At 67.9% G+C, this 25302-nt stretch carries 26 protein-coding genes and 1 pseudogene; 13 read left to right on the forward strand and 14 right to left on the reverse strand.

Going from position 1 to position 25302, the window contains the following annotated elements; translation table 11 throughout:
* The first annotated feature begins 1 nt into the window (after position 1).
* The 4 genes from hutI to V9E98_04975 all read left to right on the forward strand — a co-directional run bounded on the left by hutI (position 2) and on the right by V9E98_04975 (position 5302).
* Positions 2 to 1243 carry an imidazolonepropionase gene (hutI, locus tag V9E98_04960; protein ID MEI2716335.1) on the forward strand — a complete coding sequence of 414 codons (1242 nt, stop codon included), beginning with the start codon at positions 2 to 4 and terminating at the stop codon, positions 1241 to 1243.
* On the forward strand, positions 1233 to 2129 hold the full coding sequence (locus V9E98_04965; GenBank protein ID MEI2716336.1) for an arginase family protein: 897 nt from the start codon (positions 1233 to 1235) through the stop codon (positions 2127 to 2129). Before hutI ends, V9E98_04965 begins: the two co-directional genes overlap by 11 nt.
* 91 nt (positions 2130 to 2220) lie before the next feature.
* Positions 2221 to 3483, forward strand: a complete 1263-nt coding sequence (locus tag V9E98_04970; protein MEI2716337.1) for an inorganic phosphate transporter — start codon at positions 2221 to 2223, stop codon at positions 3481 to 3483.
* Between the two features lie 157 nt (positions 3484 to 3640).
* Positions 3641 to 5302: a WS/DGAT domain-containing protein gene (locus V9E98_04975; protein ID MEI2716338.1), complete on the forward strand. Its 1662-nt coding sequence runs from the start codon at positions 3641 to 3643 to the stop codon at positions 5300 to 5302.
* Between the two features lie 70 nt (positions 5303 to 5372).
* Here V9E98_04975 and V9E98_04980 read toward each other — a convergent pair whose 3' ends face one another.
* The 4 genes from V9E98_04980 to V9E98_04995 form a co-directional block, all read right to left on the reverse strand.
* Positions 5373 to 5804 (reverse strand): SRPBCC family protein, encoded by a 432-nt coding sequence (locus tag V9E98_04980; protein MEI2716339.1) that lies wholly within the window; start codon positions 5802 to 5804, stop codon positions 5373 to 5375.
* Between the two features lie 14 nt (positions 5805 to 5818).
* The gene (locus tag V9E98_04985; GenBank protein ID MEI2716340.1) at positions 5819 to 6217 is read right to left on the reverse strand and encodes a DUF3054 domain-containing protein; all 399 of its coding nucleotides are present in this window, start codon (positions 6215 to 6217) and stop codon (positions 5819 to 5821) included.
* 139 nt (positions 6218 to 6356) lie between these two features.
* Positions 6357 to 6569, reverse strand: a complete 213-nt coding sequence (locus V9E98_04990; protein MEI2716341.1) for a hypothetical protein — start codon at positions 6567 to 6569, stop codon at positions 6357 to 6359.
* Positions 6556 to 7431, reverse strand: coding sequence for an alpha/beta fold hydrolase (locus V9E98_04995; GenBank protein MEI2716342.1), 876 nt, complete (start codon positions 7429 to 7431; stop codon positions 6556 to 6558). The genes V9E98_04990 and V9E98_04995 overlap by 14 nt, the downstream gene beginning before the upstream one ends.
* Positions 7432 to 7612: 181 nt before the next feature.
* On the opposite strand from V9E98_04995, the gene V9E98_05000 reads away from it, so the two are divergent.
* Positions 7613 to 7858, forward strand: a complete 246-nt coding sequence (locus V9E98_05000; GenBank protein MEI2716343.1) for a hypothetical protein — start codon at positions 7613 to 7615, stop codon at positions 7856 to 7858.
* An 88-nt stretch (positions 7859 to 7946) separates the two neighbouring features.
* On the opposite strand, the gene V9E98_05005 is transcribed toward V9E98_05000, so the two are convergent.
* Complete coding sequence (locus tag V9E98_05005; GenBank protein ID MEI2716344.1) at positions 7947 to 8648, reverse strand: hypothetical protein; 702 nt, start codon at positions 8646 to 8648, stop codon at positions 7947 to 7949.
* A gap of 245 nt (positions 8649 to 8893) precedes the next feature.
* Here V9E98_05005 and V9E98_05010 point away from each other — a divergent pair, with 245 nt between their 5' ends.
* Together V9E98_05010 and V9E98_05015 are read left to right on the forward strand one after the other, a co-directional pair.
* Positions 8894 to 9190: a DUF4333 domain-containing protein gene (locus tag V9E98_05010; GenBank protein ID MEI2716345.1), complete on the forward strand. Its 297-nt coding sequence runs from the start codon at positions 8894 to 8896 to the stop codon at positions 9188 to 9190.
* Positions 9191 to 9280: 90 nt separating this feature from the next.
* Complete coding sequence (locus V9E98_05015; GenBank protein ID MEI2716346.1) at positions 9281 to 10300, forward strand: NlpC/P60 family protein; 1020 nt, start codon at positions 9281 to 9283, stop codon at positions 10298 to 10300.
* Between the two features lie 72 nt (positions 10301 to 10372).
* Here the strand turns inward: V9E98_05015 and V9E98_05020 are convergent, their stop codons facing one another.
* On the reverse strand, positions 10373 to 10990 hold the full coding sequence (locus tag V9E98_05020) for a hypothetical protein (GenBank protein MEI2716347.1): 618 nt from the start codon (positions 10988 to 10990) through the stop codon (positions 10373 to 10375).
* A 183-nt stretch (positions 10991 to 11173) separates the two neighbouring features.
* Here V9E98_05020 and V9E98_05025 point away from each other — a divergent pair, with 183 nt between their 5' ends.
* Both V9E98_05025 and V9E98_05030 read left to right on the forward strand, forming a co-directional pair.
* Positions 11174 to 13099 carry a hypothetical protein gene (locus V9E98_05025; GenBank protein MEI2716348.1) on the forward strand — a complete coding sequence of 642 codons (1926 nt, stop codon included), beginning with the start codon at positions 11174 to 11176 and terminating at the stop codon, positions 13097 to 13099.
* Positions 13100 to 13108: 9 nt separating this feature from the next.
* Positions 13109 to 13684: a shikimate kinase gene (locus V9E98_05030; protein ID MEI2716349.1), complete on the forward strand. Its 576-nt coding sequence runs from the start codon at positions 13109 to 13111 to the stop codon at positions 13682 to 13684.
* Between the two features lie 118 nt (positions 13685 to 13802).
* On the opposite strand, the gene V9E98_05035 is transcribed toward V9E98_05030, so the two are convergent.
* A complete protein-coding gene (locus V9E98_05035) occupies positions 13803 to 14189 on the reverse strand; it encodes an SHOCT domain-containing protein (GenBank protein MEI2716350.1) in 387 nt (128 codons plus the stop codon).
* Positions 14190 to 14240: 51 nt separating this feature from the next.
* Positions 14241 to 15026, reverse strand: coding sequence for a class III extradiol ring-cleavage dioxygenase (locus V9E98_05040; protein MEI2716351.1), 786 nt, complete (start codon positions 15024 to 15026; stop codon positions 14241 to 14243).
* 188 nt (positions 15027 to 15214) lie between these two features.
* Here V9E98_05040 and V9E98_05045 point away from each other — a divergent pair, with 188 nt between their 5' ends.
* Positions 15215 to 17299, forward strand: coding sequence for an alpha/beta-hydrolase family protein (locus V9E98_05045; protein MEI2716352.1), 2085 nt, complete (start codon positions 15215 to 15217; stop codon positions 17297 to 17299).
* A gap of 282 nt (positions 17300 to 17581) precedes the next feature.
* Here the strand turns inward: V9E98_05045 and V9E98_05050 are convergent.
* Positions 17582 to 17755 (reverse strand): annotated as a pseudogene (locus V9E98_05050) (BldC family transcriptional regulator).
* 282 nt (positions 17756 to 18037) lie between these two features.
* Between V9E98_05050 and V9E98_05055 the strand changes: the two are divergent.
* Positions 18038 to 18238, forward strand: a complete 201-nt coding sequence (locus V9E98_05055; protein ID MEI2716353.1) for a DUF3073 domain-containing protein — start codon at positions 18038 to 18040, stop codon at positions 18236 to 18238.
* A 109-nt stretch (positions 18239 to 18347) separates the two neighbouring features.
* Here V9E98_05055 and purM read toward each other — a convergent pair whose 3' ends face one another.
* Entirely contained in the window at positions 18348 to 19442 is a 1095-nt protein-coding gene (gene purM / locus V9E98_05060) for a phosphoribosylformylglycinamidine cyclo-ligase (protein ID MEI2716354.1), read from the reverse strand.
* Positions 19439 to 21019, reverse strand: coding sequence for an amidophosphoribosyltransferase (gene purF / locus V9E98_05065; GenBank protein MEI2716355.1), 1581 nt, complete (start codon positions 21017 to 21019; stop codon positions 19439 to 19441). Before purF ends, purM begins: the two co-directional genes overlap by 4 nt.
* 82 nt (positions 21020 to 21101) lie before the next feature.
* On the opposite strand from purF, the gene V9E98_05070 reads away from it, so the two are divergent.
* Entirely contained in the window at positions 21102 to 21623 is a 522-nt protein-coding gene (locus V9E98_05070; protein MEI2716356.1) for a DUF3558 family protein, read from the forward strand.
* A gap of 167 nt (positions 21624 to 21790) precedes the next feature.
* Here the strand turns inward: V9E98_05070 and speB are convergent, their stop codons facing one another.
* From speB to V9E98_05085, 3 genes are all read right to left on the reverse strand, one after another.
* Positions 21791 to 22882 (reverse strand): agmatinase, encoded by a 1092-nt coding sequence (gene speB, locus V9E98_05075; GenBank protein ID MEI2716357.1) that lies wholly within the window; start codon positions 22880 to 22882, stop codon positions 21791 to 21793.
* 225 nt (positions 22883 to 23107) lie between these two features.
* On the reverse strand, positions 23108 to 23386 hold the full coding sequence (locus V9E98_05080; GenBank protein MEI2716358.1) for a sterol carrier family protein: 279 nt from the start codon (positions 23384 to 23386) through the stop codon (positions 23108 to 23110).
* Positions 23383 to 24036 carry a hypothetical protein gene (locus V9E98_05085; GenBank protein MEI2716359.1) on the reverse strand — a complete coding sequence of 218 codons (654 nt, stop codon included), beginning with the start codon at positions 24034 to 24036 and terminating at the stop codon, positions 23383 to 23385. The genes V9E98_05080 and V9E98_05085 overlap by 4 nt, the downstream gene beginning before the upstream one ends.
* 318 nt (positions 24037 to 24354) lie before the next feature.
* Here V9E98_05085 and V9E98_05090 point away from each other — a divergent pair, with 318 nt between their 5' ends.
* A complete protein-coding gene (locus tag V9E98_05090; GenBank protein MEI2716360.1) occupies positions 24355 to 25275 on the forward strand; it encodes a sulfite exporter TauE/SafE family protein in 921 nt (306 codons plus the stop codon).
* The last annotated feature ends 27 nt before the right edge of the window (positions 25276 to 25302 follow it).

The following is a 25302-nucleotide window of genomic DNA, read 5'->3' on the forward strand; positions in this document are numbered from 1 at the left end:
CGTGGCCGGTGATTCGGTCCTTCTGACGGACATCGGTGAACTCGTCACCAACACCCCCGACGACGCCGCGGCAGACGACCGCGAGATCGACTCCGACCCCGAGGGCGCGGACGTCGCTGCCCTGGGCCTACACCGCGACGCCGCACTGATCATGGCGGACGGGGTGATCGAGTGGATCGGACCCGCGGCGCGGGCCCCCGCCGCCGACCACCGCATCGACTGCGCGGGCGCCGGTGTGATCCCGGGGTTCGTCGACAGTCACGCCCACCTGGTGTTCGCGGGCGACCGGGCGGCTGAGTTCGCGGCCCGAATGGCCGGACTGCCCTACGCCGCCGGCGGCATCCGCACCACGGTGACCGCGACCCGAGCGGCCACGGACGACGAGCTGCGCGCGAACACCGCTCGGCTCGTCACCGAACTGATCCGCCAGGGCAGCACGACCTTCGAGATCAAGTCGGGTTACGGCCTGACCGTCGGAGACGAGGAACGCAGCCTGCGCATCGCCGCCGAGTTCAGCGCGCAGACGACCTTCCTCGGCGCTCATGTGCTGCCGCCGGAATACGCCGAGGACCGGGCGGGCTACGTGGAGTTGGTGTCCGGACCGATGCTGGCCGCCTGTCGGCCGCACGCGGCCTGGGCCGACGTCTTCTGCGACCGAGGCGCATTCGACGCCGAGGAAGCGACGACGATCCTCACTGCGGCAGCGGCAGCCGGACTGCCCGCTCGGGTCCACGCCAACCAGTTGCAGCCCGGGCCCGGTGTTCAGGTCGCAGTTGCCGTGGAGGCCGCCTCGGCGGATCACTGCACCTACCTGTCCGACGATGACGTCGACGCGTTGGCGGGCTCCCGGACGGTGGCCACCGTGCTGCCGGGCGCGGAGTTCAGCACGCGCTCGCCCTATCCGGACGCCCGCCGCCTGTTGGCCGCGGGGGCGACCGTGGCCCTGGCTACGGACTGCAACCCGGGCACCAGCTACACGACGTCGATGCCGCTGTGCATCGCCTTGGCCGTGCGCGAGATGAACATGACGGTCGCGGAAGCCCTGTGGGCGGCGACTGCAGGAGGTGCCGCTGCCCTGCGGCGACCCGAACTCGGTCGGCTCGCCGTGGGAGGACCAGCCGACCTCGTCTTGCTGGCGGCGCCGTCCTACCTGCACCTGGCGTACCGTCCCGGAGTGGACCTGATCGCCCAGGTGTGGCGCAAAGGTCGACCGATGCTGCGTGAGGACCACCATGGCCGATGACCCTCGTTGGCCCCGGGCTGCGGCATGGATCGCGGCCTCCACCGCCCGATGGCACCACACACCGCAGTCGGTGGTCGATCTGGCACTGCTGGGGGTTCCCGCGCACAAGACATCGATCTCAGCGACCGGGGCGTACACCACGCCGGCGGCGATCCGAACCGCTCTCCAGCGGTACTCCACATGGGTGGACTCCGCCGGGATCGACTTGAGCTCGCTCGCCATCCTCGATCTGGGTGACGTCGCCGACCCCGATGGCCCGGACGGTGAGGAGCGGACCATCGCGGCGGTGCGCGCTCTCCCTGAGACACCACTACTGGCCCTGGGCGGCGACAACTCGATCACGTTCGCCGTCGCCCGGGGTAGCCGGGCCGATGGCCTGGTGACCCTGGACGCACACCACGATCTGCGGGACGGCCGGAGCAACGGCTCCCCCGTGCGCCGTCTCATCGAAGCCGGCCTGGCCGGTGCGCAGGTCGTCCAGATCGGGATCGACGATTTCACCAACAGCAACGACTACGCCGAACGAGCCCGCGACTACGGGATCACGGTCGTTCACCGCGACACGCTGCACCGCCGGCCGTGGCCCGACGTCATGGCCGAAGCCCTCGACATCGCGGGCGCTGGTTCAGGCGGCCGCATCCACGTGGACCTCGACGTCGATGTCTGTGACCGGAGTGTGGCCCCCGCCTGCCCGGCGTCTGTGCCGGGTGGCATCTCCGCGGCCGAGCTGCGTTCGGCGGCCCGCCTGGCGGCGGCGGATCCGCGGGTGGTCAGTCTGGACATCGCCGAGGTCGACGCCACGGCCGACACGGCCGACCAACGTACCGTCCGCCTGGCGGCACTGTGTGTCCTCGAGATCGCGACCGGGGTGGCATTGCGCCCGTGACGGGTGAACGCAACGCGAACTTCTGAAGGCGGCACGCCCACGATGCTCTGCTCGGCTGGACCGGCAGCAGGGGCGCGGACAGGGTCACGCCATGGATGTGATCCTCTTCGCTGTCATCGTGACCGTGGCCCTCGCCATCCTGTTCGACTTCACGAATGGTTTCCACGACGCAGCCAACGCGACGTCCACTGTCATCGCCACCCGCTCGCTGAAACCCAAGACGGCGGTGTGGCTCTCGGCGATCTTCAACTTCCTGCCGGCATTCATCGTGGGCACGGCCGTGGCCAACACGATCTCCAAGACCGTGGCCATCGACGCTCTCCCGTCAGTGGCGTCGGGCGGAGTTCCACTCGGAGTACGCATGACCCTGGCGGCCCTGTTGGGAGCGGTCTTCTGGAACTACCTCACCTGGCACTTCGGGCTGCCGTCATCGTCCAGTCACGCACTCATCGGGGGTCTCATCGGCGCCGGAATCTCCGCCGGTGGTCTCGGCGCGATCAGCTGGGATTCGGTGAAGACGACGGTGGCCGCGATCTTCGCGTCACCGATCATCGCGTTCATCATCGCGATCATTGCCGTACAACTCGTACGGCTGTTACAGCGCGCATTCAAGATCCACGAGGACTCCGAGTTCTTCCGGTGGGCACAGGTCGGGTCGTCCGCGTGGGTCTCGTGGGGGCACGGATCCAACGACGCCCAGAAGACGATGGGTGTTGTCGCCGCGACACTGTTCGCCGGCGGCTACCTGGTGGATACCGATGCGTCCTCTTTGGAGCCCCCCATCTGGGTGGTGTTCCTCGCGCACGCTGCCATCGCCGCAGGCACCATCTGGGGTGGCTGGAAGATCATCGAGACGATGGGGTTGAAGATCACCCGGATCACACGAGCGTCGGGATTCGCGGCGAACCTGGGAGCGATCAGCTCGATCGAAGGGGCCACCAACCTGGGCGTTCCGATCTCCACGACCCAGGCGGTTTCGGCGTCCATCGTCGGATCGGGGGTCGGCGAGCGGCGCCGGGTGAACTGGAGGGTGATGCGCGACATGGTGATCGCGTGGTTCCTGACCTTGCCCGCTGCGGCGTTCGTCGGGTTCGTGGTGTTGAAGGTGACAGTGCTTCCCGATCCCTGGTCGGGGATCGCCACCGGAATCACGATCGTGGTGCTGCTGACCTGGGCCGGCTGGCTCATGCTGCACGCCACCACCGCCGACGACATCGAGGCCGAGTTGCCTAGTGAGTCCGAACTGCGGGGGCCCAGTTACGGATTCCAGGTGCAACAGACCAGCGACGAAGAGATCGCCGCAGGGGGCACGGAACCCAGCGAGGCCTCTGTGAACCCCGAGATCCACCGCTAGCGCCAGGTGAACACGGCGCCGCGAGGGTGGCGCCCGGTGGCCGGTGGATCAGGGAATCCGAGGTTGCGCTGGCCAGAGTGTCGCCGCCGGGAACCCTGCCGTTATGCGGCTGCGCTCGCCACGCAGAGCGTCGGGGGACGCGGCTAACGTGGACCCCATGACTCAGACCCCGATCAGTGTCCAAGACGCCCTGTGGCTGAACATGGACCGCCCCAACAACCTGATGATCATCGACTCCATCATGTGGTTTCGGGAACGTCCCGATTGGGATGCGGTCGCTGTGGTGGTCCAAGAGCGGATGGTCGATCGGTTCCCTGTGTTCTCTGCGAAGGCGGTCAAGAAGAAGAACGGTCACTTCTGGGTGACGGACCCGGACTTCGATCTCGACAATCACCTGATCCGCGCCGACTTGCCGGCCCCCGCGACGATCGACGCGGTGCAGGCCTATGTCGCAGCCCAACGCAGCAAGCCACTCGACAAGTCCAAGCCGTTGTGGCAGTTCCATCTGATCGACGACGTCATCTTCCCCGACGGAACAAGTGGTGCGGCCGTCATGGCCCGGTTCCACCACTCCATCGCCGACGGTGTCCGCTTGACCCAGGTGTTCCTGGGGCTGTGTGACCCCGTCGAGGGCGATGCGGCGATTTCGGCCACGGTGGGCCGGGGACGAGTCGAGGACTCCACCTCGAGGGGCCCGTTGACTCCGGTCCTGGACACACTCGGTGCCGTCACAGACTCTGTTCAAGAGACCGGACGTGCGACCGCTGACACGGTCAAGGGCGGTGTCGACGCGTTGCGGGACTCGGCGACCGAGGTGGTGGGGCGGGTCGTTGCCGCAGCGTCGGATCCCACCGGAACCGCGCAGGCGATCCCGGATGCGGTAGCGGCGGTACCCGGTCAAGTGAGCGGGGCGGTCAAGTCCGTGGCGTCGAGCGGGCAGTCGATGTTTGACGAGGCGCTCAGTGTCGTCGGTGATCCGGCCCGGCTCGTCGACGCGTTCACCGCCTTCGCGCCGCTGCCCGACGAAGCCGTCAACACGGTGGACTCCGTGGCCAAACTCGGGCTCGCCGGTCCCAGCGTGGACACGGTGTGGAGCGGAACCCCCGGGGTCGCCAAGACTGCTCACTGGGTCGATGCTTTCCCGCTGGACAAGGTGAAGGAAGTCGGGCGACGGTCCCGTACGACGGTCAACGACGTCCTGTTGACCGTGGTCGCCGGAACCCTGCAGCAGTACCTCCACCTGAAGGGCGAGCACCTCGACGAGGTCATGTGGATGATTCCCGTGAGCCTCAGGCCGTTCGACCCCGGCATGCCCGAGGAACTGGGCAACCACTTCGCGTTGGTCGCGTTCGAGATGCCGCTGAACATCGACGACCCCAAAGAACGGCTGCGCGAGGTCAATCGCCGTATCGGCAAGATCAAGGACTCACAGGAAGCGGTGGTCACCTTCGGTGTCCAGCGGGTCATCTCGGAGACCCCAGAGCGATTGAGTGTGTTTTTGACCAACTTCTTCGCGAACAAGGCCGTCGGCGTGTTGACCAACGTGCCGGGGCCGAGGACTCAGATCGCTCTCGCCGGGACACCTGTCGACGGGGTGCTCGGGTGGGCTCCGAGCTCAGGTGATCAGCCGATGACCATCTGCATCTTCAGCTACAACGGTCGGGTGCAGGTCGGGTTCGGCACTGACGCGAAACTCATCCCGGACGCAGGACGCCTCCCCGAACTGTTCGCCGAGCAAGCGCGCCTGCTGTATCGGTCGGTGACCGGTCGGGACCCCCAGGACCCCCAGGACCACGACGAGTCCCCGTCCGACGGGTGATCCCCCCAACGTGAACCGCTTCGAAGCGGGTGAATCGGGCCCACGCGGTCCGGCAGGGCCGGATCCGGGTTCAGCCGTTGAGGTGCTTCTTCAGTCCCTCGGTGGCGCCCTTCAACGTGTCCCCGATGACCTTCTTCTGGACGAATCCCGGCAGCGGCAGCGATGAGTCGACAGTCAGCGAGACGGTCGCCTCAGTGCTGCCGCCCTTGTCCTTGAGTTCCCAGGAACCGGTCTGGGCTTTCTGCGCCTTGCTCGGTGCCACCAGGGTCCACGCCATCCCGGTGTCCGAGTGGGTGTAGTCCAGCTCGAATGAATCCTTCGCGACCTTGACGTCGTTGACCAGGGCAGCCTTGGTCGGCCGCCCCTCGGAATCTGTTTCGAGGACGTCGGAGGAGATGGTCCCGGGCCACCAGTCCTTCTGGCCGGCGACATCGCGGATGGTGGCGAGCACCTGGTCCAGCGGGGCGTTGATGGTGACGGTCTTGGATGCGGAAACACTCATGGCGTCACCGTAACTCAGCCTCGCTCGGCAGGCGTGCCAGCCCGCCCGCGACGCCCGAGCGATGCCCGGCTCCCCGCCCACACCACCAATCGCCACCCGATCAGGGTGACCCCGAGTGAGACGGCCGCGACCACGACGAACGCGACAGCGGTCCCCGCACTGAACACTGTCGCCCGCATGACCATGCCGAGCCCCCATGTCCCGAGCCACACGGCCACACCGGCCAGCAACGACGCCGGGTCGCGGCGCAGCGCCAGCAGAACCACCCAGACCAGAGCGAGAGCGATGAGGAATGGGGCGCTGGTGGTCAGCAGCCCCGCCAAGGACAGCGCCTCGGAATGTGACGAGCGCCCCAGGGCGACGAAAGCGACCACGGCTACGACGTCGAGGAGGGCGGCGATCCAGCGGGGCACATGACCAGGGTAGAAGCGGCGCCGCGTGCCGCGAATCTCCGCGACGAACACCGGAGGGCGTGGTGCTGGGCGCCGTCCGAGCACCCCTGGAGGCGCCGAGGATCTCCGGCAGGTTCCCGGGCTGGCTGCGGGAGTGTCCTCATCGGACCCGGTGCAGCGCCCAGCGGATCGTGCGGGCCACGGAACCCGGGCGGTCGAGCATCATCAGATGGGAACTGCCGGGCGCGACGGCGAACGTGCTGCGGTCACTGAGTTGCGCCTGGGTGCGCTGCAGGGCTCGCCACTGGCGAAGTACGACGGCGTTCAGGGCCGGGTCAGCCACCAAGGGCACATCCGCGTCACTGACCAGCACCGCGACGGGTCGATGTCCCAGTGAACCCGCTCCGAGGTCGAGCCGGCGCGCTTGCTTCCAGGTCGTGGCCGCTCCCAGGCCCTCCGCGGCTACCGTGCGCCACATTCGGCATCGGGCAGCCTGCAACCGACGGTAGGTTCGCGCGTCGCGCAACGGGAGGTCCTCCACGAGAGGCAGTAGTGACAGGTCGTGGGCAAAGAACGTCAGCCGTACATTGCCGTCCGGACGCGAGTTGACGGGTGACGGCCGCAGCCGTCCCCGCCCGCATCCCGGCGCGTTCCGCAGCCGGCACAGTGACGTCCAGCCGTTCGTCGCCGGGATCGATCAAGGCCACCGCGCGGACCCGTGCTGGGTGTCGCGCTGCGAACATCCGCGCGTAGATCCCACCCATCGAATGCCCGACCATCACCAGAGGTCCGTGGATGTCGCCCGCGGCGAGAAGATCGGTCAACTCGTCGACGATGGTGGCCCCCGTGCGGGGGCTGGGCCCGGTGGCGCTCCACCCCAGCCCGGCTCGGTCGTAGGTGCACACTCGGTTGTGAGACGCCAGCCGTGACTGGACCTGTCGCCACGACAACGAGAAATCCCCCGCCCCGGAGATCACCACGACCGTCGGAGTCGTAGGGCCGGGGATCGGTCCGCGACACCACAGGTGCTGATGACCCAACCCAGCCACCTGGATGAGTCGACCGGGGGCCGGAGTCCGCTGGATCAGTTCGGCGCGTGCGTCGGACACGGCGGGCGCGGGCGCGGGCGCGGCCGCCGCCACGCTGCCCGGCAAGGTCACCGCGATGGCCAACAACAACCACCCGGCGGCGCGACGCCACCGCCGGTGCAGGCGTTCGGGACGCCTACTGTCCATAACCTCAGGCTACGCCGCGCAACCTTCCAGTTACGCCTCGTATCCACTGTGCCTGACACCTCCCGAATCGGGCCACCAGCGCGGTCGACCCCGGATCGGTGAGGGCGAGTCAAGGCCCCGCTCTGTACTTCCGAGCTGTCACAGCGCACACTGACGGGGGATGTCGACCCCCGATGAGGGGATGACAGGGGATCTTATGACCGATCAGAGCAAGAGTTCGCGTGCCGCTCGCGCCGCGCGCAGTGCCCGACACGAGGCTGCCCGCGCCGCTCGCCGAGCGAGGCAGGAGTCCCGATCGCGCCGCGCCGGCTGGCGTAAGGAACGCGAGCAACAGGCCCGCGACGCCGCCGCGCCGGTCACCGATACCACATCGTCCGAGCGGTCGGATCTGGCGCGTTCTCTGACGGCCATCGTCCGATTCAGCTGAGTTCCTTCACTGGGCCCGGATAAGCACTAGGCCCGGATAGCACTAGGCCCGGATAAGCACTAGGCCCGGATAAGGACCGGCGTCCGGGCTATCTGAGAGTCGTGACGTCAACCACCTGATCGGCAGGCGGTGCCACGACGTTCACCGGCACGTTGAAGTCCCGCAACACCGCGCTGCCCGGCTCCCCGGACGGTGGGGTCACGGCGACAAGGTAGGGCTCACCACTCGTGGCGACCCACAGGGTGCGGTCTTTGGACCGCAGACCCACCGCCTCGACCCCGGCGATGTCCCGCGGACCGACCTTGGTCATCTTCGTCTCCGCGGTCAGCAACCCGGAGGACGCCACGAAATCGCTCGGGGAGTCGAACAACGTGAACTGCGCCGCCAGCGGATCGTCGGGCGGAATAGCCACCCACTTGTCCGCGGGCGCGGCCACTCCCAACTGCTCCGCCAAGCCCTCGCCCTTGACGTAGACGGTCCCTGCGACTTCGACGATCTCCGTCGCCCCCAAGTCCCCGCCAAGGGTGCCGCTCGACCCGTCAGGACCGATGCGGATGACGGATTCACCGAGGCCGTCGTCCAGGTCGATCGTGACGCTCGTGGCCGTCTGCATCGCCGCTTCGGTCTTCGCGAGAATCTCCGTCGGTGCCAAATCGGCCACACCGTTGGGGCCGGCTGATGGTGCCGCCGCGGCGGCGGACGGCGCCTCGGTCGGCTGCGGCCCCGGCGAGGAACTACAGGAGGTCAGCGCGAGCACCAGTGCGGCCACGGCGCCTGCACGAAGTTTCATGGACATGATGTGGACGTTATCCCGGATCTGGTGACTCATCCCGGATCTGGTGACGTCATCCCGGATCTGTGAGTGTGGGTGAGCGCCCGGGCTCGGTTCATGTGCCGACTGCCCGGACAATGAGGGAGCCGCCACTGCCGTTGTCCAACTGGTGAGAGGACCGAAATGCGCTCCCCTCCGAGGGCCCCGGACTGATAACGTCCCCGGCAGAGGTCGGGAACGGCCCGCCTCCCGCGGAGGACACCATGCGCATCTGGAAACCGGCAGTCCTGGTCATTCCCCTCATCCTCGGCCTGGCAGCCTGTTCTGCCTCGGTGGACAAGGCGAATGTGGAGCAGCAGATCTCCCAGCAGTTGGCCGCTCAGGTGGGCGAGTCCCCCGACTCCGTCACCTGCCCCGGCGACCTACCGGCAGAGGTCGGCGCGAAGCTGGAATGCACCTTGACCGAAGCCGGCGAATCGCTGCCCGTCACGGTCACCGTGACATCCATCGAGGGGTCGACCGTCAACTTCGACATCCAGGTCGCCGACGCCACCTCCTAGAAGCGTCCCGTTAGAGCAGTCGCGAGTTCAGCCGGCGAAGACGCTCGGCCGCATGCCCTGCCGCCGGGAATGCCTGACACACTGATCCCCATGTCGACCCGCTTCCGGAATTGGCCGAATCCCCGCGGACGCCTGACACTGTCCGCGGCAATTTCGGGTGCCACGGCGCTCACCTTCGTGGTGTCGCTCACCGGCCCGGCGCGCGCCGACGGTACCCAGTACCCCGTCGGGTCGACGGCTTTGATCGATGTGTCCGTCGCCACCTTGTGGCGGGCCCCCGGGATTCACCGGCGCAGCGACCGTCCGTCCCTGAAGAACCCGGTGGATCTGGTGCGGTGGAATCGTTCGATGCGCTCCGCCGCCGACCGGCGCTGGCTCGTGGGCAACGTCCAGACGCAAGCTCTCTACGCACAACGAGCCATCGTCCGAGACCGCAAAGGGAAGTGGGTCAAGGTCGCCCTCCCCGAGGAACCGGACTCCCAAGATCCGCTGGGCTATCCCGGCTGGCTGCCGCGGCGCCAGTTGCGTCCTCCGGGCGATGTCCCGGTGATCAGGGACACCTCGGACTACGTCGTCGTCCTGGCGAAACGGGCGTCTGTCCGAGTGGCCAAGGGTCCGGTGCGGGTCAGTTACGGCACCCGCCTTTCGGTCCCCGAGCCCACCGATGACGACACCGGTCCCGACTGGGTCCGGGTAGTGACCCCCGATGGCCCTGGGAGCATCCGCGCGGAGGACGTCGGGCCGCCGCTGACACCCACTGCCCAGTCCATCCTCGACCAGGGACGACGCTTCCTCGGCCTGCGCTATACGTGGGGCGGGTTGTCGGCGTGGGGATTCGACTGCTCCGGACTGATCTGGAACCTGTTCCGCGCCCACGGCATGACGATCCCCCGAGACGCCGATCCGCAGTTCAGGTCCGGGCAGCCCGTGAGCCGCAAGAACCTCGAGCCCGCCGATCTGATCTTCTGGGGGAATCGGAACTACGTCCATCATGTGGCGCTGTACGTGGGCAACGGCAAGATGATGGAAGCGCCAGACTCCGCAGGACACGTCCGGATCGTTCCCGTGCGCTGGGGTGAGTACGCGGGAGCCCGACGCTACCTGCCGTAACCGCGACCAACGCTCATCAGGCGGGCAACGGGGGCATCAGGCGGGCAACGGTCGCCAGTCAGCGGGAACCAGTCACTCAGTATCGGGACCTCGCTGCCCAGGGCGTCTTGCCGCGCCGGGACTGCCGGAGCTGTCGGGGCTGTCGGGGCTGTCGGGGCTGTCGGGACTACCCGCCATCGACATCTGGGCCACGTATCCGAAAACGCCGACCACGATCGCGGTGATGACGGGAAACCACCGAGGAGCGGACGGAAAGGCCTGGAGGATCCCAGTCCACACCAAGCCACCACCACCGATCCCGGTCACCAGTGGGACGGCGCCCTCGTGTGACGTCCGAACGACAAGCGTGCCGACCACCGCCCCCAGCACGAAGCCCGCACACTGCCACAGCAAGTTCCCCTGAGCCCATGCCTCGAGCAGGGCGAGTCCGAGCAGCCCCACCAGCACCGCTGCGATCGCCGGGGCCATCGCCTGCGGGTTACGCCGCGTGGCATAGCCGACGACCACGGCCAGGATCGTCACGCCCAGCACGCTCACCGCAGCGCCCAGGTCGGGGAGTAGCCAGGTGATCACCAGCCAGCCGGCCGCGGCTCCGGTGATGGCTCCGGTCAACCAGAGCCAGCGCGCTCCCGTGAATGCGAGCACCACGCCGAGACCCGCCAGGATCCAGCCGCCCAGTGCCACACTCATCGGGGACCTCCTCGCGACACCGCAACGATTCGAACCTACCTCGCCTGCACTGGTCCATCGGCTATCACGCACCACCATTCGGGTCCCAGTCGCACTCGGGCACCCAGTCGGCGGCGCGGTCGCCGACCCGCGGCATGCCGACCGACGAACCCGCCGATCTCGCCCTCCGCTAGCGTCACCGACATGGGCGCGTCCACGGTAACCAGACTGCGCCGGGTCGGATCCGTCCTCCTGGTGGCGGAGGCTCTTCTCGTCGTGGCTCCGGCGTTGGTGGTCTCCAACTTCTTCGTCGGCTCCCAGATCCTGGGCAAGAGCATCGCGTTCGTTCGGATCGCCGATGTGACGGCCCAGGGCCTTGGTTGGATCGCCAGCGCCCTCTTGGTGCTTCTGCTGTTGCTGGCGGCGTGGCGGGTTGGGTGGGGGAACCGGGGGATCGGTGCACTCGTGCTCCAGCCGGCTGTGCTGGCCGTGGGCTTGATCCCATCCCTGCGCCCGATGGGCACGCTGCACCACGTCAGCGTCGGCTGGTTGATCACGACGCTCCTGGCGCTGACCACCACCGGAGTCCTGATCGCCTCCCTGCGGCATCCGTCCACCTCTGCACCTTCCCGATGGTGGTGGTGGATCGTCGCGTTCGGCGTGGGCGTGACCCTCGTGGCTGCCATCGGCGCGACATCGCGGGCCTTGCCCGCCGACCCGTTGGCGGCTGTGTTGAGCGGAGGACAAGGACGGGCGCCACTGTCCGGGATCCCCGAAACGCCACCACCGCCCCAGAACCCGCAACTGGCGGCGAACCCATGGAACAGCATCCACAACGATTCGTGGGGCACCGACAGTTACTGGTTCGACGGACCGCGGCAACCCGCCGGTGCGCCCGTCGAGTCTTTGTTCACCGGCGGGGACTGCGCCACCATCACCTTCGACTCACGCGGCCGATTGGTCACCTTGTGCAACACGTTGACTCGCGTTGTGGCCTATGTCGTCGACCCGAGCACTCTGACGGTCCTGGCCCAACAGGAGGTCGCCGAACGAACCCCCAACCTCACCGACTTCGCAGGCGGCGGCTACTTCGTTCTCGACAGCCGCGACCGGATCATCTTCCCGGCCGGTGGTACGACGCTGCGTGTGCTCGACACCGGTGGGCCGAGCCCCTCGATCACTGAGGCGGCCGCGATCCCGGTCGCGGACACTCTCCTGCCCGACGAGAAGGTGACCTCGGTCCTCCCCGATTGGAGCCCGGCCGCCGACCCGACTGCCTCCGACCAGCCGGACCGCTACTGGTACGTCGGCAGCCGCGGAACCGTGGGGATCGCCGGTGGGGATGCCGAGCCGCGCGCGATCAACCTGGGCGGGGAAACGATCGAGAACTCCTTCGCCGTGACGCGCGACGGCATCTATGTCGTCACTGGAGCGGCGCTGTACCGGTTGGAAGCGACACGAGACGAACCTCCTGCCGTGACGTGGCGCACGGAGTACGACGCCGGCTCCCGGCGCAAACCCGGCCAGACCAGTCGAGCATCCGGGACGACCCCGACGGTATTCGCAGCCGGACGACTGGTAGCGATCACGGACAACGCCGATCCTCAGATGAACGTCGTCGTCGCACGAACCGACACCGGCGCAGTGACGTGTCGGCAGCCAGTGTTCTCCGCTGAGACTTCCGCCACCGAGAACGCCCTCATCGCGGCCGGGAACACACTGGTCGTCGAGAACAACTACGGCTACGCCCCGGCCGTGATGACCACCGTCGCCGGAGGCAGTGTCGAGGCGGGCCTGAGCGCAGTCCGGGTGGATCCGCGCACCGGTTCCTGCGAGCTGCAATGGCAGAACGAGGAGATTCGCATACCGTCGGTGGTGTCCAAGGCATCGCTGACTCAGAATGTCGTGCTCACCTACAGCAAGCCCGTCCAGATCATGGGCACGGACGGCTGGTACTTCACCGCCGTCGACCTCGCCACCGGCGCCCCATCCTGGACCCGGCTGGCGGGAGCCGGGGTGTCCTTCAACAACCACTACGCCGCCGCCTACCTCGGGCCTGGCGGGGATTTCTTCGTTGGCACTCTCAACGGTCTGGTCGTGCTGCGTGCCACGGCCACCGAAGGACCATAGGGTGCCTGCGTGAACGTCGCACTCATCGGCATGCGGGGAGTGGGGAAGTCCAACATCTCCCGCCGGCTCGCGTTCCTCACCAAGCGCCCGGTCCTGTCGACCGACCTCCTCGTCGAGTACGAGTCCGGGATGACCATTCCCGACTATGTGGCCGAACATGGGTGGCCCTCATTCCGCAACAGGGAGTTCGCCGTCATCGAACGCATCGGCGCCATGGACAAGGTGATCGTCGATTGCGGCGGTGGAGTGATCGTCGATCTCGCTGAGGACGGGACCGAGGTTTTCAGTCAACGGAAGGTCTCCGCGCTGCGCGACCGCGGTCCGGTGGTGTGGCTGCGCGGGAGCATCGAGCGCCTCGTGGCGAAGACGGCGCAGGACCCACGCCGACCCACGCTCGCCACCGATCGCAGTGCCGAGGAGGTCATGCGCGAGCGGGAACCGTTCTACGCACGCGCCGCCGATGTCGTGATCGACGTCGAGGGTCACAAGAGGTCGCACATGGCGTGCGACCTGGCCTTGCAGTTCTCGGCTGAGTTGGGACTCGATGCGGACCTCGTGGCGACCATCCAGGCCAAACGCGGCTGATCACGCCCCGTCGAACAGTCCGGCGCGACCGCCGGGTCAGGCCCTGCCAGTGAGGTCGGGCGACCGTGCGGGCAGTGCCTGCTGGGCCTCCGCCGCGACAATAGGCCGCTTCGGCGGATCAGGCGTCGCCGAGGGCCTTGGCCTTCAGTTTCGAGTACTCCGCCTCGTCGATGACTCCCTGGTCGAGCAATTGCTTGGCCTTGGCGATCTGTTCGGCCGGATCCGTAGCGCCCGCCACCTGCTGGATGTATTGGCTCTGCGCCTTCTGAGCCGCCTCGGCTTCGGCGAGGGCGCGCTGCTGCATGCCCTTACCGCGCACGATCAGGTAGACCAGGGACGTCAGCGGTGGGATGAGGATCAAGAAGATGATCCAGATGGCCTTCGCGAACCCACCCATCGTGTGGTCCCGGAAGATGTCCGAGAAGATGTAGAACAGGACGAGGATGAACGCGAACAGCAGGAAGATCCATACGGTGGTCGCGAACAAGTCCCAGAAAGTCTCCATGGCTGCGTCTCCATTGTTGGTCCGGCTCCGCACAGACTAGAGCACCGCGGATCAGGCCAGAGCCACCGAGCGCTTGGACAGGCCGAGGAAGAACCCGTCGATCTCGGTCGTCGGTGGCGACTCGGGATCTGTGGCGGCGCCCAGGGCCACGAACAAGGGCAGGAAGTGTTCGGCGGTGGGGTGGGCGTAGGGCATCCCCGGCGCCCGCGAGCGGAAGGCGGCGAGTTCGGACACGTCACCGCGGGCCAGCGCCTCGGCGGCCCAGTCGTCGAAGTCCCGCGACCAGCCTGGCGGCGGCGCGGTGCCCTGCCAGTCCTGGGGGCGCAGGAACGGTAGACCGTGGGTCAGGAAGCCGGATCCGATGATCAGCACCCCTTGGTCCCGCAAAGACCGCAGGCGGGCGCCGAGAGCCATCAGCATTTCGGGATCCTCGCTGGGCACGCTCAGTTGCAGCACGGGGATGTCGGCGTGGGGGTACATGACCTTCAGCGGTACCCAGGCGCCGTGATCGAGCCCGCGATCGATCACGAGCGGGCGTTCGGCCGCGGCGAATCGGCCGGTGACCAGATTCAGAAGCTGGGACGCGTCGGGGGTGGCGTACTGCATGCGGTAGAAGTGGGCACCGAAGCCGGAGAAGTCGTAGACGAGTGGTGTGCCGGGCGCTGGGCTGCTCAGCGCCACCGGCGCTGACTCCCAATGCGCGCTGACGATCAGGATCCCTGTGGGACGAGGCAGGCTGTCGGCCCACTCGCGCAACTGGCCGGGCCATACCGGGTCCTCCAGCAGGGGTGGCGCCCCATGGCCGAGGAACAGCGCTGGAAGTTGTTGAGCATTCATACTTATCACAACCACCTCCGCGCTCGACCATTCCTTGCCCGCTCTCGCCCTTTCCCGCTCTCGCTCCTTATCCGTCCCTCGTCCCCCCCCCCCATCCCTTGGCCGCCCCTCCTGCCTTGTCGGCCCCTCATCCCGCCGCACGTCCGATGCACCACGCGTCGGCTGGTCAGGAACGGCATGATGAGCCCATGTCGCTGTTCGCCCGGATCTCGAAACTGATCCCGGAACCGGTCCAGCAGTTCTCGACCGACCCGGCCGTGCGCACGGGATTCCTGCAGGCCACATGGTCCATCGCGCCCTCGTTCGCGCGCGGCCTGTTGCCCCGAACCCCGATGCAGCAGGCTGTCGTGGTCGGGACCAACGCGACCGCGCAGTACGCCCTCGGAGCGACGACGTGGGCGGGGCTGTCGAGCGCGGTGGCAGGTCTGCCGGGTCGCCGGGCGGGGTGGCGGGCGCTCCTGGTCGGGGCGGCCGTGGCCGGCACGGGAGCCTATGTGGCAGAACGGGTCGTGCGCCCCCGCTCAGGCGACAATCTCGTTCTGGCCAGCGTGTGGGCGGGAACGAAGAGCGTGGCCACCACTGCGCTCGCCGGCGGCATGGTGACTACATCGGATGTCATCGCCCACGAACTCCTGGGACGCGAACCGAGCATCGCCACGACCCTCACGATCGATCTGTGTGCCGGCGCCGCCATGGCGGCCGGGACGATGGTCCGTCGCAACCGCAGGGCCCAGAAGTTCGGCTGGGTCGAACACGATCGGCATGCCGTCAGCCACGTGCGCGGCGCCAAGGCCATCGCCACGATCGGCGTCATCTCGCTCGGGACAGCGACGGGAATCACCGTTCTGGCCGTCACCGAGCAGACCGCGGCCCACCTGATCAACCGGGGGCTGGCGAAACTCATCGGCACGGACACGGGCGACACCGGCGTCTGGCTATCGCACAGCATCACCGGAGCTGGTCTCGCAGGGGTGGGCCTGGTGGCATTACGCGCGGTGCGGCAGCGCACCTTGCGCGCCAACGAGATCCTCGAACCGGCGTATCCCGCTCCACCCAACTCCGCCACCGTCTCGTGCGGACCGGCCAGCCTGGTGGAGTTCGATGCGATCGGCAAGGAGGGACGCCGCTTCGTCCTCATGGCCCTGGACTCCTCCCAGATCTCCAATGTCATGGGCGAAGCTGCCGTGGCTCCCGTGCGCGCTGTCATACCCCGCGAGGGGGCGCTCTCGCACCGCGCGGAGTTGGCGGTGGCCGAGTTGGAGGCACTGGGCGGGTTCGAGCGATCCGTGATCGTGGTCGCCTCGCCCACGGGCGTCGGATATGTCAACTACGTCATGGCCGAGGCCCTGGAGTACCTCACCCGGGGCAACTGCGCGATCGTCGTTCCGCAGTACGCGATGGTTCCCTCGGCACTGGCCTTGGACAAGACCAGCGAGGGCACCCGGCTGCAGGCCGAAGTCCTGCAGGCCATCAGCGATCGAATCCGGCGGATCCCCCCCGTGCGCCGACCCCGGCTCTACCAGTTCGGCGAGAGTCTCGGGGCCCAGGTCGCACTCGATGTGGCAGCGGTCGGCGGTGTCGCTCGGCTGGACAGCATGGACGTGACCGCGGGCTTGTATCTCGGGGTCCCGTTCCGCAGTCGGGCCTGGCACGCCTGGGCCGATCAGCCCCGCGCGATCGACCCGGCCCGGCGAATGATCGTGGTCCCCGAACCCGCCGAGGCTCCCGACACCCCCGGAATGCACTTGATGGTGGTGCACCACGACGACCCCGTGAACAAGTTCGCCTACACGATGTTCGTGCGCCGCCCGTGGTGGTTCGGGGCTCCCGAAACCCGGCCGCCCATGGTCCCGCGTGAAACCCTGTTCCGGCCGGTGTCGAGCTTCGTGATCGCGGTGTGCGATCTGATGAACGGCATGAACCAAAGGCCGGGGATTTTCCAGCGCGTGGGGCACGACTACCGGATCGACCTGCGCGAGTCCCTGCAGAAGGCGTTCCAACTCACGGCTTCCCCGACCCAAGGGCAGGCCATCGACAAGGCACTGCGCGAGCGCGAGCAGATGTGGGCCGAAGCCCGGCTGGTGGCCAAGACGGCCTACCGAGCTGTCGCCAGCATCAATCAGACACTGAACAAGTGGGGTCGCAACGCGGTTTCATTGGATCTGGTCGAGGAGGACAACCCAACCCTGCCGCCCGCCCTGCGCAAACTCATGCAGCAGATGTCGGAGTCACAGGTCATCGGCAAGTTGGGAAGCAGCGGCCCGCCTGGCTGACCGGGCGGCGCGCGCAGTGACGCTTGCGAACTCGGGCCTTGCGGAACTCGGGCTCAGCGCGGACAGGGATCTGGCGGGACCTGCTCAGCGCGGAGAGGGATCCCGAGTCGCCGCCAGGTTGATGGTGCGGGCCGGGGGCCGCTGGGGCACCTGCTGGCCCATCTGACGGGGAACCCCCGGGCGCGGGACGGTCGTGCGGACCGGCATCGGACGAACCTGGGCGGCGGGCCGGGGCTCGACTGGTTCGGGACGCGGCTCGGTGCGGACCCCGGTGGTGCGGTCCAGCAGGGAATAAACCTCGTGCGCGCGGTAGCGTCGGTGCCCGCCCAAGGTGCGGATCGAGGTCAGTTTGCCTGCTTTGGCCCACCGGGTGACGGTCTTCGGGTCGACCCGGAACAGGGCGGCCACCTCCGACGGTGTCAACAGTTCATCGCCGTCAATGGGACGTCCGGCCATAGTGGCTCCTCACTCGCAACCGGCTGGTCGGACCCTCCCCGAGTCCTGCGGACCGCCCGCCGTGTGCGTTGAATGTTGCACAGGTACCTACCCGCGGCAACCGATTATCACAAATCGGCCACGCAATCCCCCAGTCGCCGTGCTCTCAGCCCACTGACGAGGGGTGGCGCGGGTCCACAGCAGTCGCCCAATGCCGGACCGAACGGGTAAAGTGAGCCGAACCGACAGGCATGCACCGGGCCGCGAGAGCGGCCCCAAACCACCGGGCGAGGGGGTCGAGCCATGGGGCGCGGCCGTGCGAAGGCAAAGCAGACGAAAGTTGCCCGCCGACTGAAGTACAGCGGGCCCGACACCGATCTGCAGAGACTCGAAGCTGAACTCAAGGGCGAGCCGGACGATACTGGCACCTCCGCCCCGGCTGACGAGACGGACGCTGACCTCGAGGACCCCTACGCGAAGTACGTCGACGACGAATCCCGCTAACCCCTGATCGCGCTCTGATCGGTCCCTGATCGGGCGCTGATCGGCGCGCGGTCTTGGGCTCGCGCGCATCGCACTGAGCCATAAGGTGGGTGCCGCCCGGCGGGGGCCGTCAGGTGCGGTACTCGCCCTGCACCATCACGATGCCGCCCGATCCCCCCTTGGGCGCGGCTGTCGCGACATCCGACGGTTCGGACGCCCGCACTTGCCCCATCACGACCGGGCTGAGGACGGAATACCGCGTGAAGAATGTCGCCAAGGCCTCCGGATCCGCGACAACCACCATCCCGATGCCCATGTTGAAGGCGATCTCCATCTCGTCGCGCTCGATCGAGCCGGTGCGCGCGATGAGATCGAACACGGGGTCCGGTCGCCAGGCCCCACGATCGACGAGTGCGGTCATCCCCGGGGGAATCGCGCGGGCCAGGTTCGCGGCGAGTCCACCCCCCGTGACATGGGCCAGGGCATGGACACCGATCCCGGCGCGGGTCATGTCCAGGCACCAGCGGGTGTAGATCCGAGTGGGTTCGAGCAGTTCTTCACCGATGGTGCGGCCCAACTCGGCCACGTGGGTGTCCAGGCCCGGGGCGGAGTCGGTCATGAGGACAGCGCGCGCCAACGAATAGCCATTGGAGTGCAGGCCCGACGACGCCAGACCGACGATGACATCGCCCGCAACCACGCGGTGCGACCCGAGCATCTGGTCGGCCTCCACCACCGCGGTTCCCGCGGCCGCCAAGTCGTACTCGTCAGGTTCCATCAGGCCGGGGTGTTCGGCGGTCTCGCCTCCCAGCAGCGCACAACCCGCTTCGGCGCAACCCACCGCGATTCCGGACACGATCTGCGCGATCCGTTCGGGGTCGACCACGCCGCACGCGATGTAGTCCGTCAGGAAAAGCGGTTCCGCTCCGGTGACGACCAAGTCGTCCACGACCATGGCGACCAAGTCGCGGCCGATGGTGTCGTGCCGATCCAACGCCCGAGCGACGGCGATCTTGGTCCCCACGCCATCGGTGGCAGTGGTCAGCAAAGGTCGTTGGAAGTCGCGCAGGGCCGAGGCGTCGAACAGTCCGGAGAAACCCCCGAACTCACCGAGGACCTCGGGGCGCTGGGCCGACGCCACACTGGCCCGCATCAGATCGACTGCCCGCTCACCGGCGGCCACGTCGACTCCGGCATCGGCGTACGACGAGGGACCGACCGTCACCGCACCACTCCGGTGCGTCCGGTGCGCGCCGGTGGCGACCCATCGACGACCGGCTGCGGCGCGATGCTGTCGGTGTCGACGACACCGGCCCGGACGGAGTCCTCGCTGGGCCAGACCTCGAGCAGGTCCTTGCCGAGTCGCTGCGGCTCGGGGAGCGGCACCGGGTACTTGCCGTCGAAACACGCTCGGCACAGCTGCTCGGCCGGTAGTTCGGTCGCTGCGGTCAGGCCCTCGAGGGTGACGTATCCCAGGGAGTCGGCGCCGATGGAGTCGCGGATCTGGTCGATGGACAACCCGTTGGCGATCAGTTCGGCCCGAGTCGCGAAGTCGATGCCGTAGTAACACGGCCATTTGACGGGAGGGCTGGAGATCCGGACGTGAACCTCTCCCGCACCCGCCTCACGCAACATCCGCACGAGCGCGCGCTGGGTGTTGCCGCGCACGATGGAGTCGTCCACGACGACGAGGCGTTTGCCTTCGATAACGCCGCGCAGAGGATTCAACTTGAGCCGGATGCCGAGCTGGCGGATGGACTGGGACGGTTGGATGAACGTGCGCCCCACATAGGCGTTCTTGACCAGCCCCTCGCCGAACGGGATCGCGGACTCCTGCGCGTAACCAATCGCGGCGTAGCGCCCCGACTCGGGCACCGGGATGACCAGATCTGCGTCGGCGGGGGCCTCGCGCGCGAGCCTGCGTCCGATGCCGGTGCGGACGGCTTCGACGCTGCGACCACGGATGGTGGTGTCGGGGCGCGCCAGGTACACGTACTCGAACAGGCACCCGTGGGGCTGCTCCGGCGCGAATCGCGTCGACCGCAGTCCCGCGGCGTCCACCGCGATCAGTTCGCCGGGCTCGACCTCACGCACGAACGTCGCCCCGACGATGTCGAGGGCGGCGGTCTCGCTGGCCACCACCCAACCCCGCTCGAGTCGACCCAAGACCAGAGGTCTGATGCCGTGGGTGTCCCGGGCGGCGTACAAGGTGTGTTCGTCCATGAAGATGAACGAGAAGGCGCCCTCGAGGCTGGGTAGCTCGGCCAACGCCGCCGCTTCGAGACTCTCACCGGGGTGCGCGGCCAGCAGGGCCGCGACCAGATCGGTGTCGGAACTCGCGGAGGCAGTGGCGCCCAGGGGGAGTTCGCCGGAGTGGTCGGCCTGCTGCTCGACCCGCTCCGCCAAGTCGGAGGTGTTGGTGAGGTTGCCGTTGTGGGCCAACGCCATCATTCCGTTGGCGGTGGGCCGGAACGTGGGCTGGGCGTTCTCCCACACGCTGGCACCGGTCGTGGAGTACCGGCAGTGGCCCACGGCGAGATGTCCGTGCAGACTGCCCAGAGCGGCCTCGTTGAACACCTGGGAGACGAGCCCCATGTCCTTGTAAACCACGACGTGGGAGCCGTCGCTGACAGCCATACCGGCGGACTCCTGTCCGCGGTGCTGCAGTGCATACAGGCCGAAGTAGGTCAGCTGTGCCACGGCTTCACCGGGCGCCCAGACTCCGAACACTCCACAGGCATCCTGGGGGCCTTGGTCGTCCCCAGGGAGGTGGTGATTCAGCAGTCCGTCTCCGCGTCCCACCTGCACAGTGTAGGGGTGGGTCAGGAATGCGGGGAACAGCGAAACCCTGTGACCGGACGCACACCGCGCGTACGCTGACCGGATGCGGATCTGGAGGGCGGCAGGTGGGGTTGGGCTCGCTGCGTTGGTCGGCGTCGGTCTCGCGGGCTGCGTATCTGCCCAGGACAACGCTGCGCCGACCCCCGTCGGCTCTCTACCCAGCACGATGCCGGACCGCTCTCAGGAGTGTCCATTGCTCACCAGCGAGGCCCTCACCGACATCACCGGTATCGCATTCCAGGACCAGCCGAGTGTCCCCGAGTCTGACGCGAACTCCGTGCAGTGCCAGTGGACCGCGACCGACGCCGAGGCGCTGGTGATCACGCGCACGATCACCGCGGACCCCGAGTTCACGTTCCGGCAGTCCCGTCTGAACACCGAACGCAACCTCGGTCCCGCGGTTCCGACCACCGTCAAAGGGGCCCAAGCAGCGTTCGCAGTACCGTCCCAGAACCGGGTGGCCATGGTGGTGGACGACGAGTTCGTCGAGGTGACCGTGTTGGTCCCGGAGGCCACCCCGACGCAGCAAGCGGAGATCGTCCAGTTGGCGGCGCGCCGCGCCTGACCCGGATCCCCCGATCCGCCGGCTACGGCGCATCACCATCGGGGCGCCCCCGGCGGCGATGCCGTCGCTCGCCAGTGGCCCACCCGAAACCCCGTCGGCCCGCAACGCTTCGAAGGGTGTGGCTTCTCCGGCCATGCGCGCGCGCCGGCCACCTACCTGACCAACACCTATCCCTCGCCAGGTCCCTCGCCAGGTCCCTCGCCAGGTCCCTCGCCGGGTCCCTCGCCGGGTCCCTCGCCGGGCAAGCGGTCGGCGAGCAGCGGCTGTCGCGGATCCCAAGTGGTTGCGTCCCGGTCGTCTTTGCGGCGCCGCGCGATGGCGCTCAGCGCCTCGAGCACGACCCGATTGCCGAGCAACACGGTGATATCGGCATGATCGAACGGCGGCGCCACCTCGACGACGTCGATACCGACGACCGGCAACTCGTAACAGATGCGCCGAACCTGATCGAGGAGTTGGCGCGCCGACAGTCCCCCCGGCTCCGGTGTTCCGGTGCCAGGTGCATGACCGGGGTCGCACACGTCGATGTCGACGCTGAGGAACACGCCGTCACAGTCGTCCGTCGCGATCGCGAATGCTTCGGTCATGACCTCGTCGAGCCCGCGGGCACCGATCTCGGTCATCTCGTAGGAACGCATCCCCTGCTCCGCCATCCACTGCAGAATCTCGGGGCCGGGCCAATAGCCGCGCAGTCCGACCTGCAGGAACCGGTCACCACGCACCGCTCCGGACTCGATGAGCCGACGCATCGGCTGACCATGTCCGATGAGTGACCCGAATTCGATGTCACCGGTGTCCGCATGCGCGTCGAAATGGATCACCGACACCCGACCCCAGCCGTGGGTGCGCGCGACACCCGTCGCATCCGGCCATGTGATGGTGTGATCGCCGCCGAGCACCAGCGGCAGAGCGCCATTGGCGCAGACGGTCGCGATCACTTCTTCCAGGTCGGCACATGACCGGGCCGCGTCGCCGCTGAACATCTCGACGTCGCCGGCGTCGCGTACGTCCAGATCTCCCTGCAGGCCGTCCACCCGCAGCGCCAGGGATGGGCGGGACCCGTCGTGGGGCAGGTAGCACGTGGAGCGCATCGCCTGAGGGCCGAACCGCGCGCCGCTGCGGTAGGACGTGCCGCCATCGAACGGGGCACCGACGATGACCACGTCGGCGCCGGCGTACGTCTCGGGCTCATCCCACGTACAGGCAGGGACCCCGAGGAAGGTCAGGTCGGGACCGAACTGCGAGCCATAGCGGGACACGCCGGTCAGCCTAGTGCCCTGAGTGTGGAGTCCTGGGGCGTTTGTCTCTCGTTCGCAAGCGATGAACCGCCCGGCGCGGTGATGCCGACCCGGCGGGGGTGATGAGCGACCCGGCGAGGTGATGAGCGAATAGGTGGGGCTCTTCGGGGGAACGACGCCTCAGGGCCCTGCCTGGCGGGAAAAGGCAACGTACTTCCCACTCGGGCCCGGGATGGTCGGCGACGTTCACCCCAACGGGAACAGATGGCTCAGGTCGGCACGCTCACCACTGGCCAGCACAGCGCCATCGGCGATCGCCGCCGACCAGGTCAAGGTCCCGGCGGCCAAGGCCAACAGCACGGTCGGCGCCATCTCGACCGTGGCCTTCGGGGTGCCACGTCGATGCACCGGGCCCGCGATCAACTGGATCGCACCGTACGGGGGGATCCGCAGCTCGACACTGCGCCCGGGGGCCACCCGCGCGAGACGATCAAGAACGTCAGCGACCTGCTGGCGCTCGCTCACGGGGCACCGCGCAACTGCGCGAGGTCCTCAGCGAGCACTTCTTCGTAGTCCCGGCCCGCGGCCGGATCCGTTGTCACCCGGGGCCAGCCGGGCAACAGCCGGGCACAGGCGCGGCGGTGGAAGCTCAGTGCGGTGCGAGGGTGATCGCGCAGGGCGCCCGCGAAAGCGGCGATCAGTTGCGCTTGATGCTCCAGGCCGGGGTCGCTGTCGGGTCCGGACACGATGATCGCCGGGTGACGCGGCGTGAACATGCGGTGCGCCAGGACGGGACCCTCGGCGCAGACGTTCAACGTCTCGGGGTCGATGAACTCCCAGTCGTCATAGGCGCCGACGCAGATGACGACACCGGAGTAGTAATCGGTCGTGATCTCGCCCGCGGCCCGGCTCGTGACCGCCAGCGAGTCGATGTCGTCGATCTCCTCGATGGCGATGACCTTGTGTCCCCAACGCACTGGAGATCCCTCCGGACCCGCGGCCGCCTCGTAGCCGACGGCGGGGATCCCGGACCGGTCGAGCGCTGAGAGCACCTCGCGACCATGGGCACCGACCCCCACCACTGCCCAACTGCCCGGGGGCGGATCGAGCGGGCTGCGGCGACGCAGAACGGGAGCGGTCGGCACGGACCGCGGCGGCGCATGAACCGTCACCATGACGCTCACTTTAGGACACTCACCCCAGGACACCGTCTCCCCAGGACACGCACTCCAGGAGAACCACTTCACCCTTACCCGGAGGCCCACCTCAGCCGTCCCCACAGGCCCACCTCAGCCCTCCCCGGGGACCCACTTCAACTTCTGGGGAAACCCATTTCAGCGACCCCACCTCCCAGCCCGCCGGAGAGGAGTTCCCATTCGTGACCGCGGCCTTCGCGACGACTGCCGGACGCCTGTTTGCGCAGGTCGGGTTGCCATTCCGTATCTAGACGGCTAACAATAGTGACTTAGTACTATTAGCGAGAAGGGCCAACTGTGGACTTCGACATCCTCACCGTCGTCATTTTCGGTGTCGTCGGCGCCGCCGCGCAGTTCGTTGACGGGACCTTGGGCATGGGCTTCGGGATCACGTCGGCCACGTTGCTGACGGTGCTCGGCTATTCGGCTGTTGCCGCGTCGGCCGGTACTCACGCCGCCAAGGTCGGTACGACCTTCGTGTCCGGTATCAGCCACTGGCATGCAGGCAACGTGGACAAGCGTGTCCTGCTCGTGATCGCGGTCCCGGGCGCGGTCGGCGCCTTCCTGGGAGCAGTCGTGCTGACCAACATCGCCATGGACGGCGCCCGCATCTGGATGGCCCTGATCCTCCTCCTGATGGGCGTGATCATCATCCTGCGGTTCGGGTTCGGCAAGAACCTCATCCCCGCCATCAACGCCCGCACCCGGCACCTGTGGCCGGTGGGCCTGATCGGTGGTTTCGTGGACGCAACCGGTGGCGGGGGCTGGGGTCCGGTGGCGACGCCGTCCTTGATGACGATCACCAAGCACGCCCCACACCGGGTCGTCGGGACGGTCAACACCGCAGAGTTCATCGTGGCCGTTGCCGCGTCAATGGGCTTCCTCGTGGGCGCCGGTGAGTCCGGTATCCCGTGGGTCGCAGTGATCGGTCTGGTCGCCGGTGGCGCCATCACCGCCCCCATCGCCGCGCGCCTCGCGCACCGCGCTCCCCGCACGCTGTTGGGAGTGATGGTCGGGACAATGGTGCTGATCTCGAACTGGGCCATCATCGCCAAACTGTTCGGTGTCCCCGGACTTGTCGCAGCCTCAGTCGTCGGACTGCTGATCGTCGCGGGCACGTCCATCGCAGTGACCGCTCATCGTCGCGAGATGGCGGGCCGGATCACGCAGGCGGATACCGAGATCCCCGCCGATCTGGAGGAATCAGCCGCCCGCTGACCGCCGGCGTGGCGACCTGGTGGCCAG

Source organism: Candidatus Nanopelagicales bacterium (assembly GCA_037045355.1).
Lineage (GTDB): Bacteria > Actinomycetota > Actinomycetes > S36-B12.

Bases quoted from the DNA above. Each gene is read 5' to 3' on its own strand.
- V9E98_05035 (MEI2716350.1), bottom strand. From the start codon at position 14,189: ATGGAGACTTTCTGGGACTTGTTCGCGACCACCGTATGGATCTTCCTG.
- V9E98_05010 (MEI2716345.1), top strand. From the start codon at position 8,894: ATGCGCATCTGGAAACCGGCAGTCCTGGTCATTCCCCTCATCCTCGGC.
- V9E98_05020 (MEI2716347.1), bottom strand. From the start codon at position 10,990: ATGAGTGTGGCACTGGGCGGCTGGATCCTGGCGGGTCTCGGCGTGGTG.
- V9E98_05070 (MEI2716356.1), top strand. From the start codon at position 21,102: ATGCGGATCTGGAGGGCGGCAGGTGGGGTTGGGCTCGCTGCGTTGGTC.
- V9E98_05040 (MEI2716351.1), bottom strand. From the start codon at position 15,026: ATGAATGCTCAACAACTTCCAGCGCTGTTCCTCGGCCATGGGGCGCCA.
- V9E98_05055 (MEI2716353.1), top strand. From the start codon at position 18,038: ATGGGGCGCGGCCGTGCGAAGGCAAAGCAGACGAAAGTTGCCCGCCGA.
- V9E98_04970 (MEI2716337.1), top strand. From the start codon at position 2,221: ATGGATGTGATCCTCTTCGCTGTCATCGTGACCGTGGCCCTCGCCATC.
- V9E98_05000 (MEI2716343.1), top strand. From the start codon at position 7,613: ATGACAGGGGATCTTATGACCGATCAGAGCAAGAGTTCGCGTGCCGCT.
- V9E98_04975 (MEI2716338.1), top strand. From the start codon at position 3,641: ATGACTCAGACCCCGATCAGTGTCCAAGACGCCCTGTGGCTGAACATG.
- V9E98_05015 (MEI2716346.1), top strand. From the start codon at position 9,281: ATGTCGACCCGCTTCCGGAATTGGCCGAATCCCCGCGGACGCCTGACA.
- V9E98_05085 (MEI2716359.1), bottom strand. From the start codon at position 24,036: ATGGTGACGGTTCATGCGCCGCCGCGGTCCGTGCCGACCGCTCCCGTT.
- V9E98_04980 (MEI2716339.1), bottom strand. From the start codon at position 5,804: ATGAGTGTTTCCGCATCCAAGACCGTCACCATCAACGCCCCGCTGGAC.
- V9E98_05025 (MEI2716348.1), top strand. From the start codon at position 11,174: ATGGGCGCGTCCACGGTAACCAGACTGCGCCGGGTCGGATCCGTCCTC.
- V9E98_04995 (MEI2716342.1), bottom strand. From the start codon at position 7,431: ATGGACAGTAGGCGTCCCGAACGCCTGCACCGGCGGTGGCGTCGCGCC.
- V9E98_05045 (MEI2716352.1), top strand. From the start codon at position 15,215: ATGTCGCTGTTCGCCCGGATCTCGAAACTGATCCCGGAACCGGTCCAG.
- V9E98_05005 (MEI2716344.1), bottom strand. From the start codon at position 8,648: ATGAAACTTCGTGCAGGCGCCGTGGCCGCACTGGTGCTCGCGCTGACC.
- V9E98_04965 (MEI2716336.1), top strand. From the start codon at position 1,233: ATGGCCGATGACCCTCGTTGGCCCCGGGCTGCGGCATGGATCGCGGCC.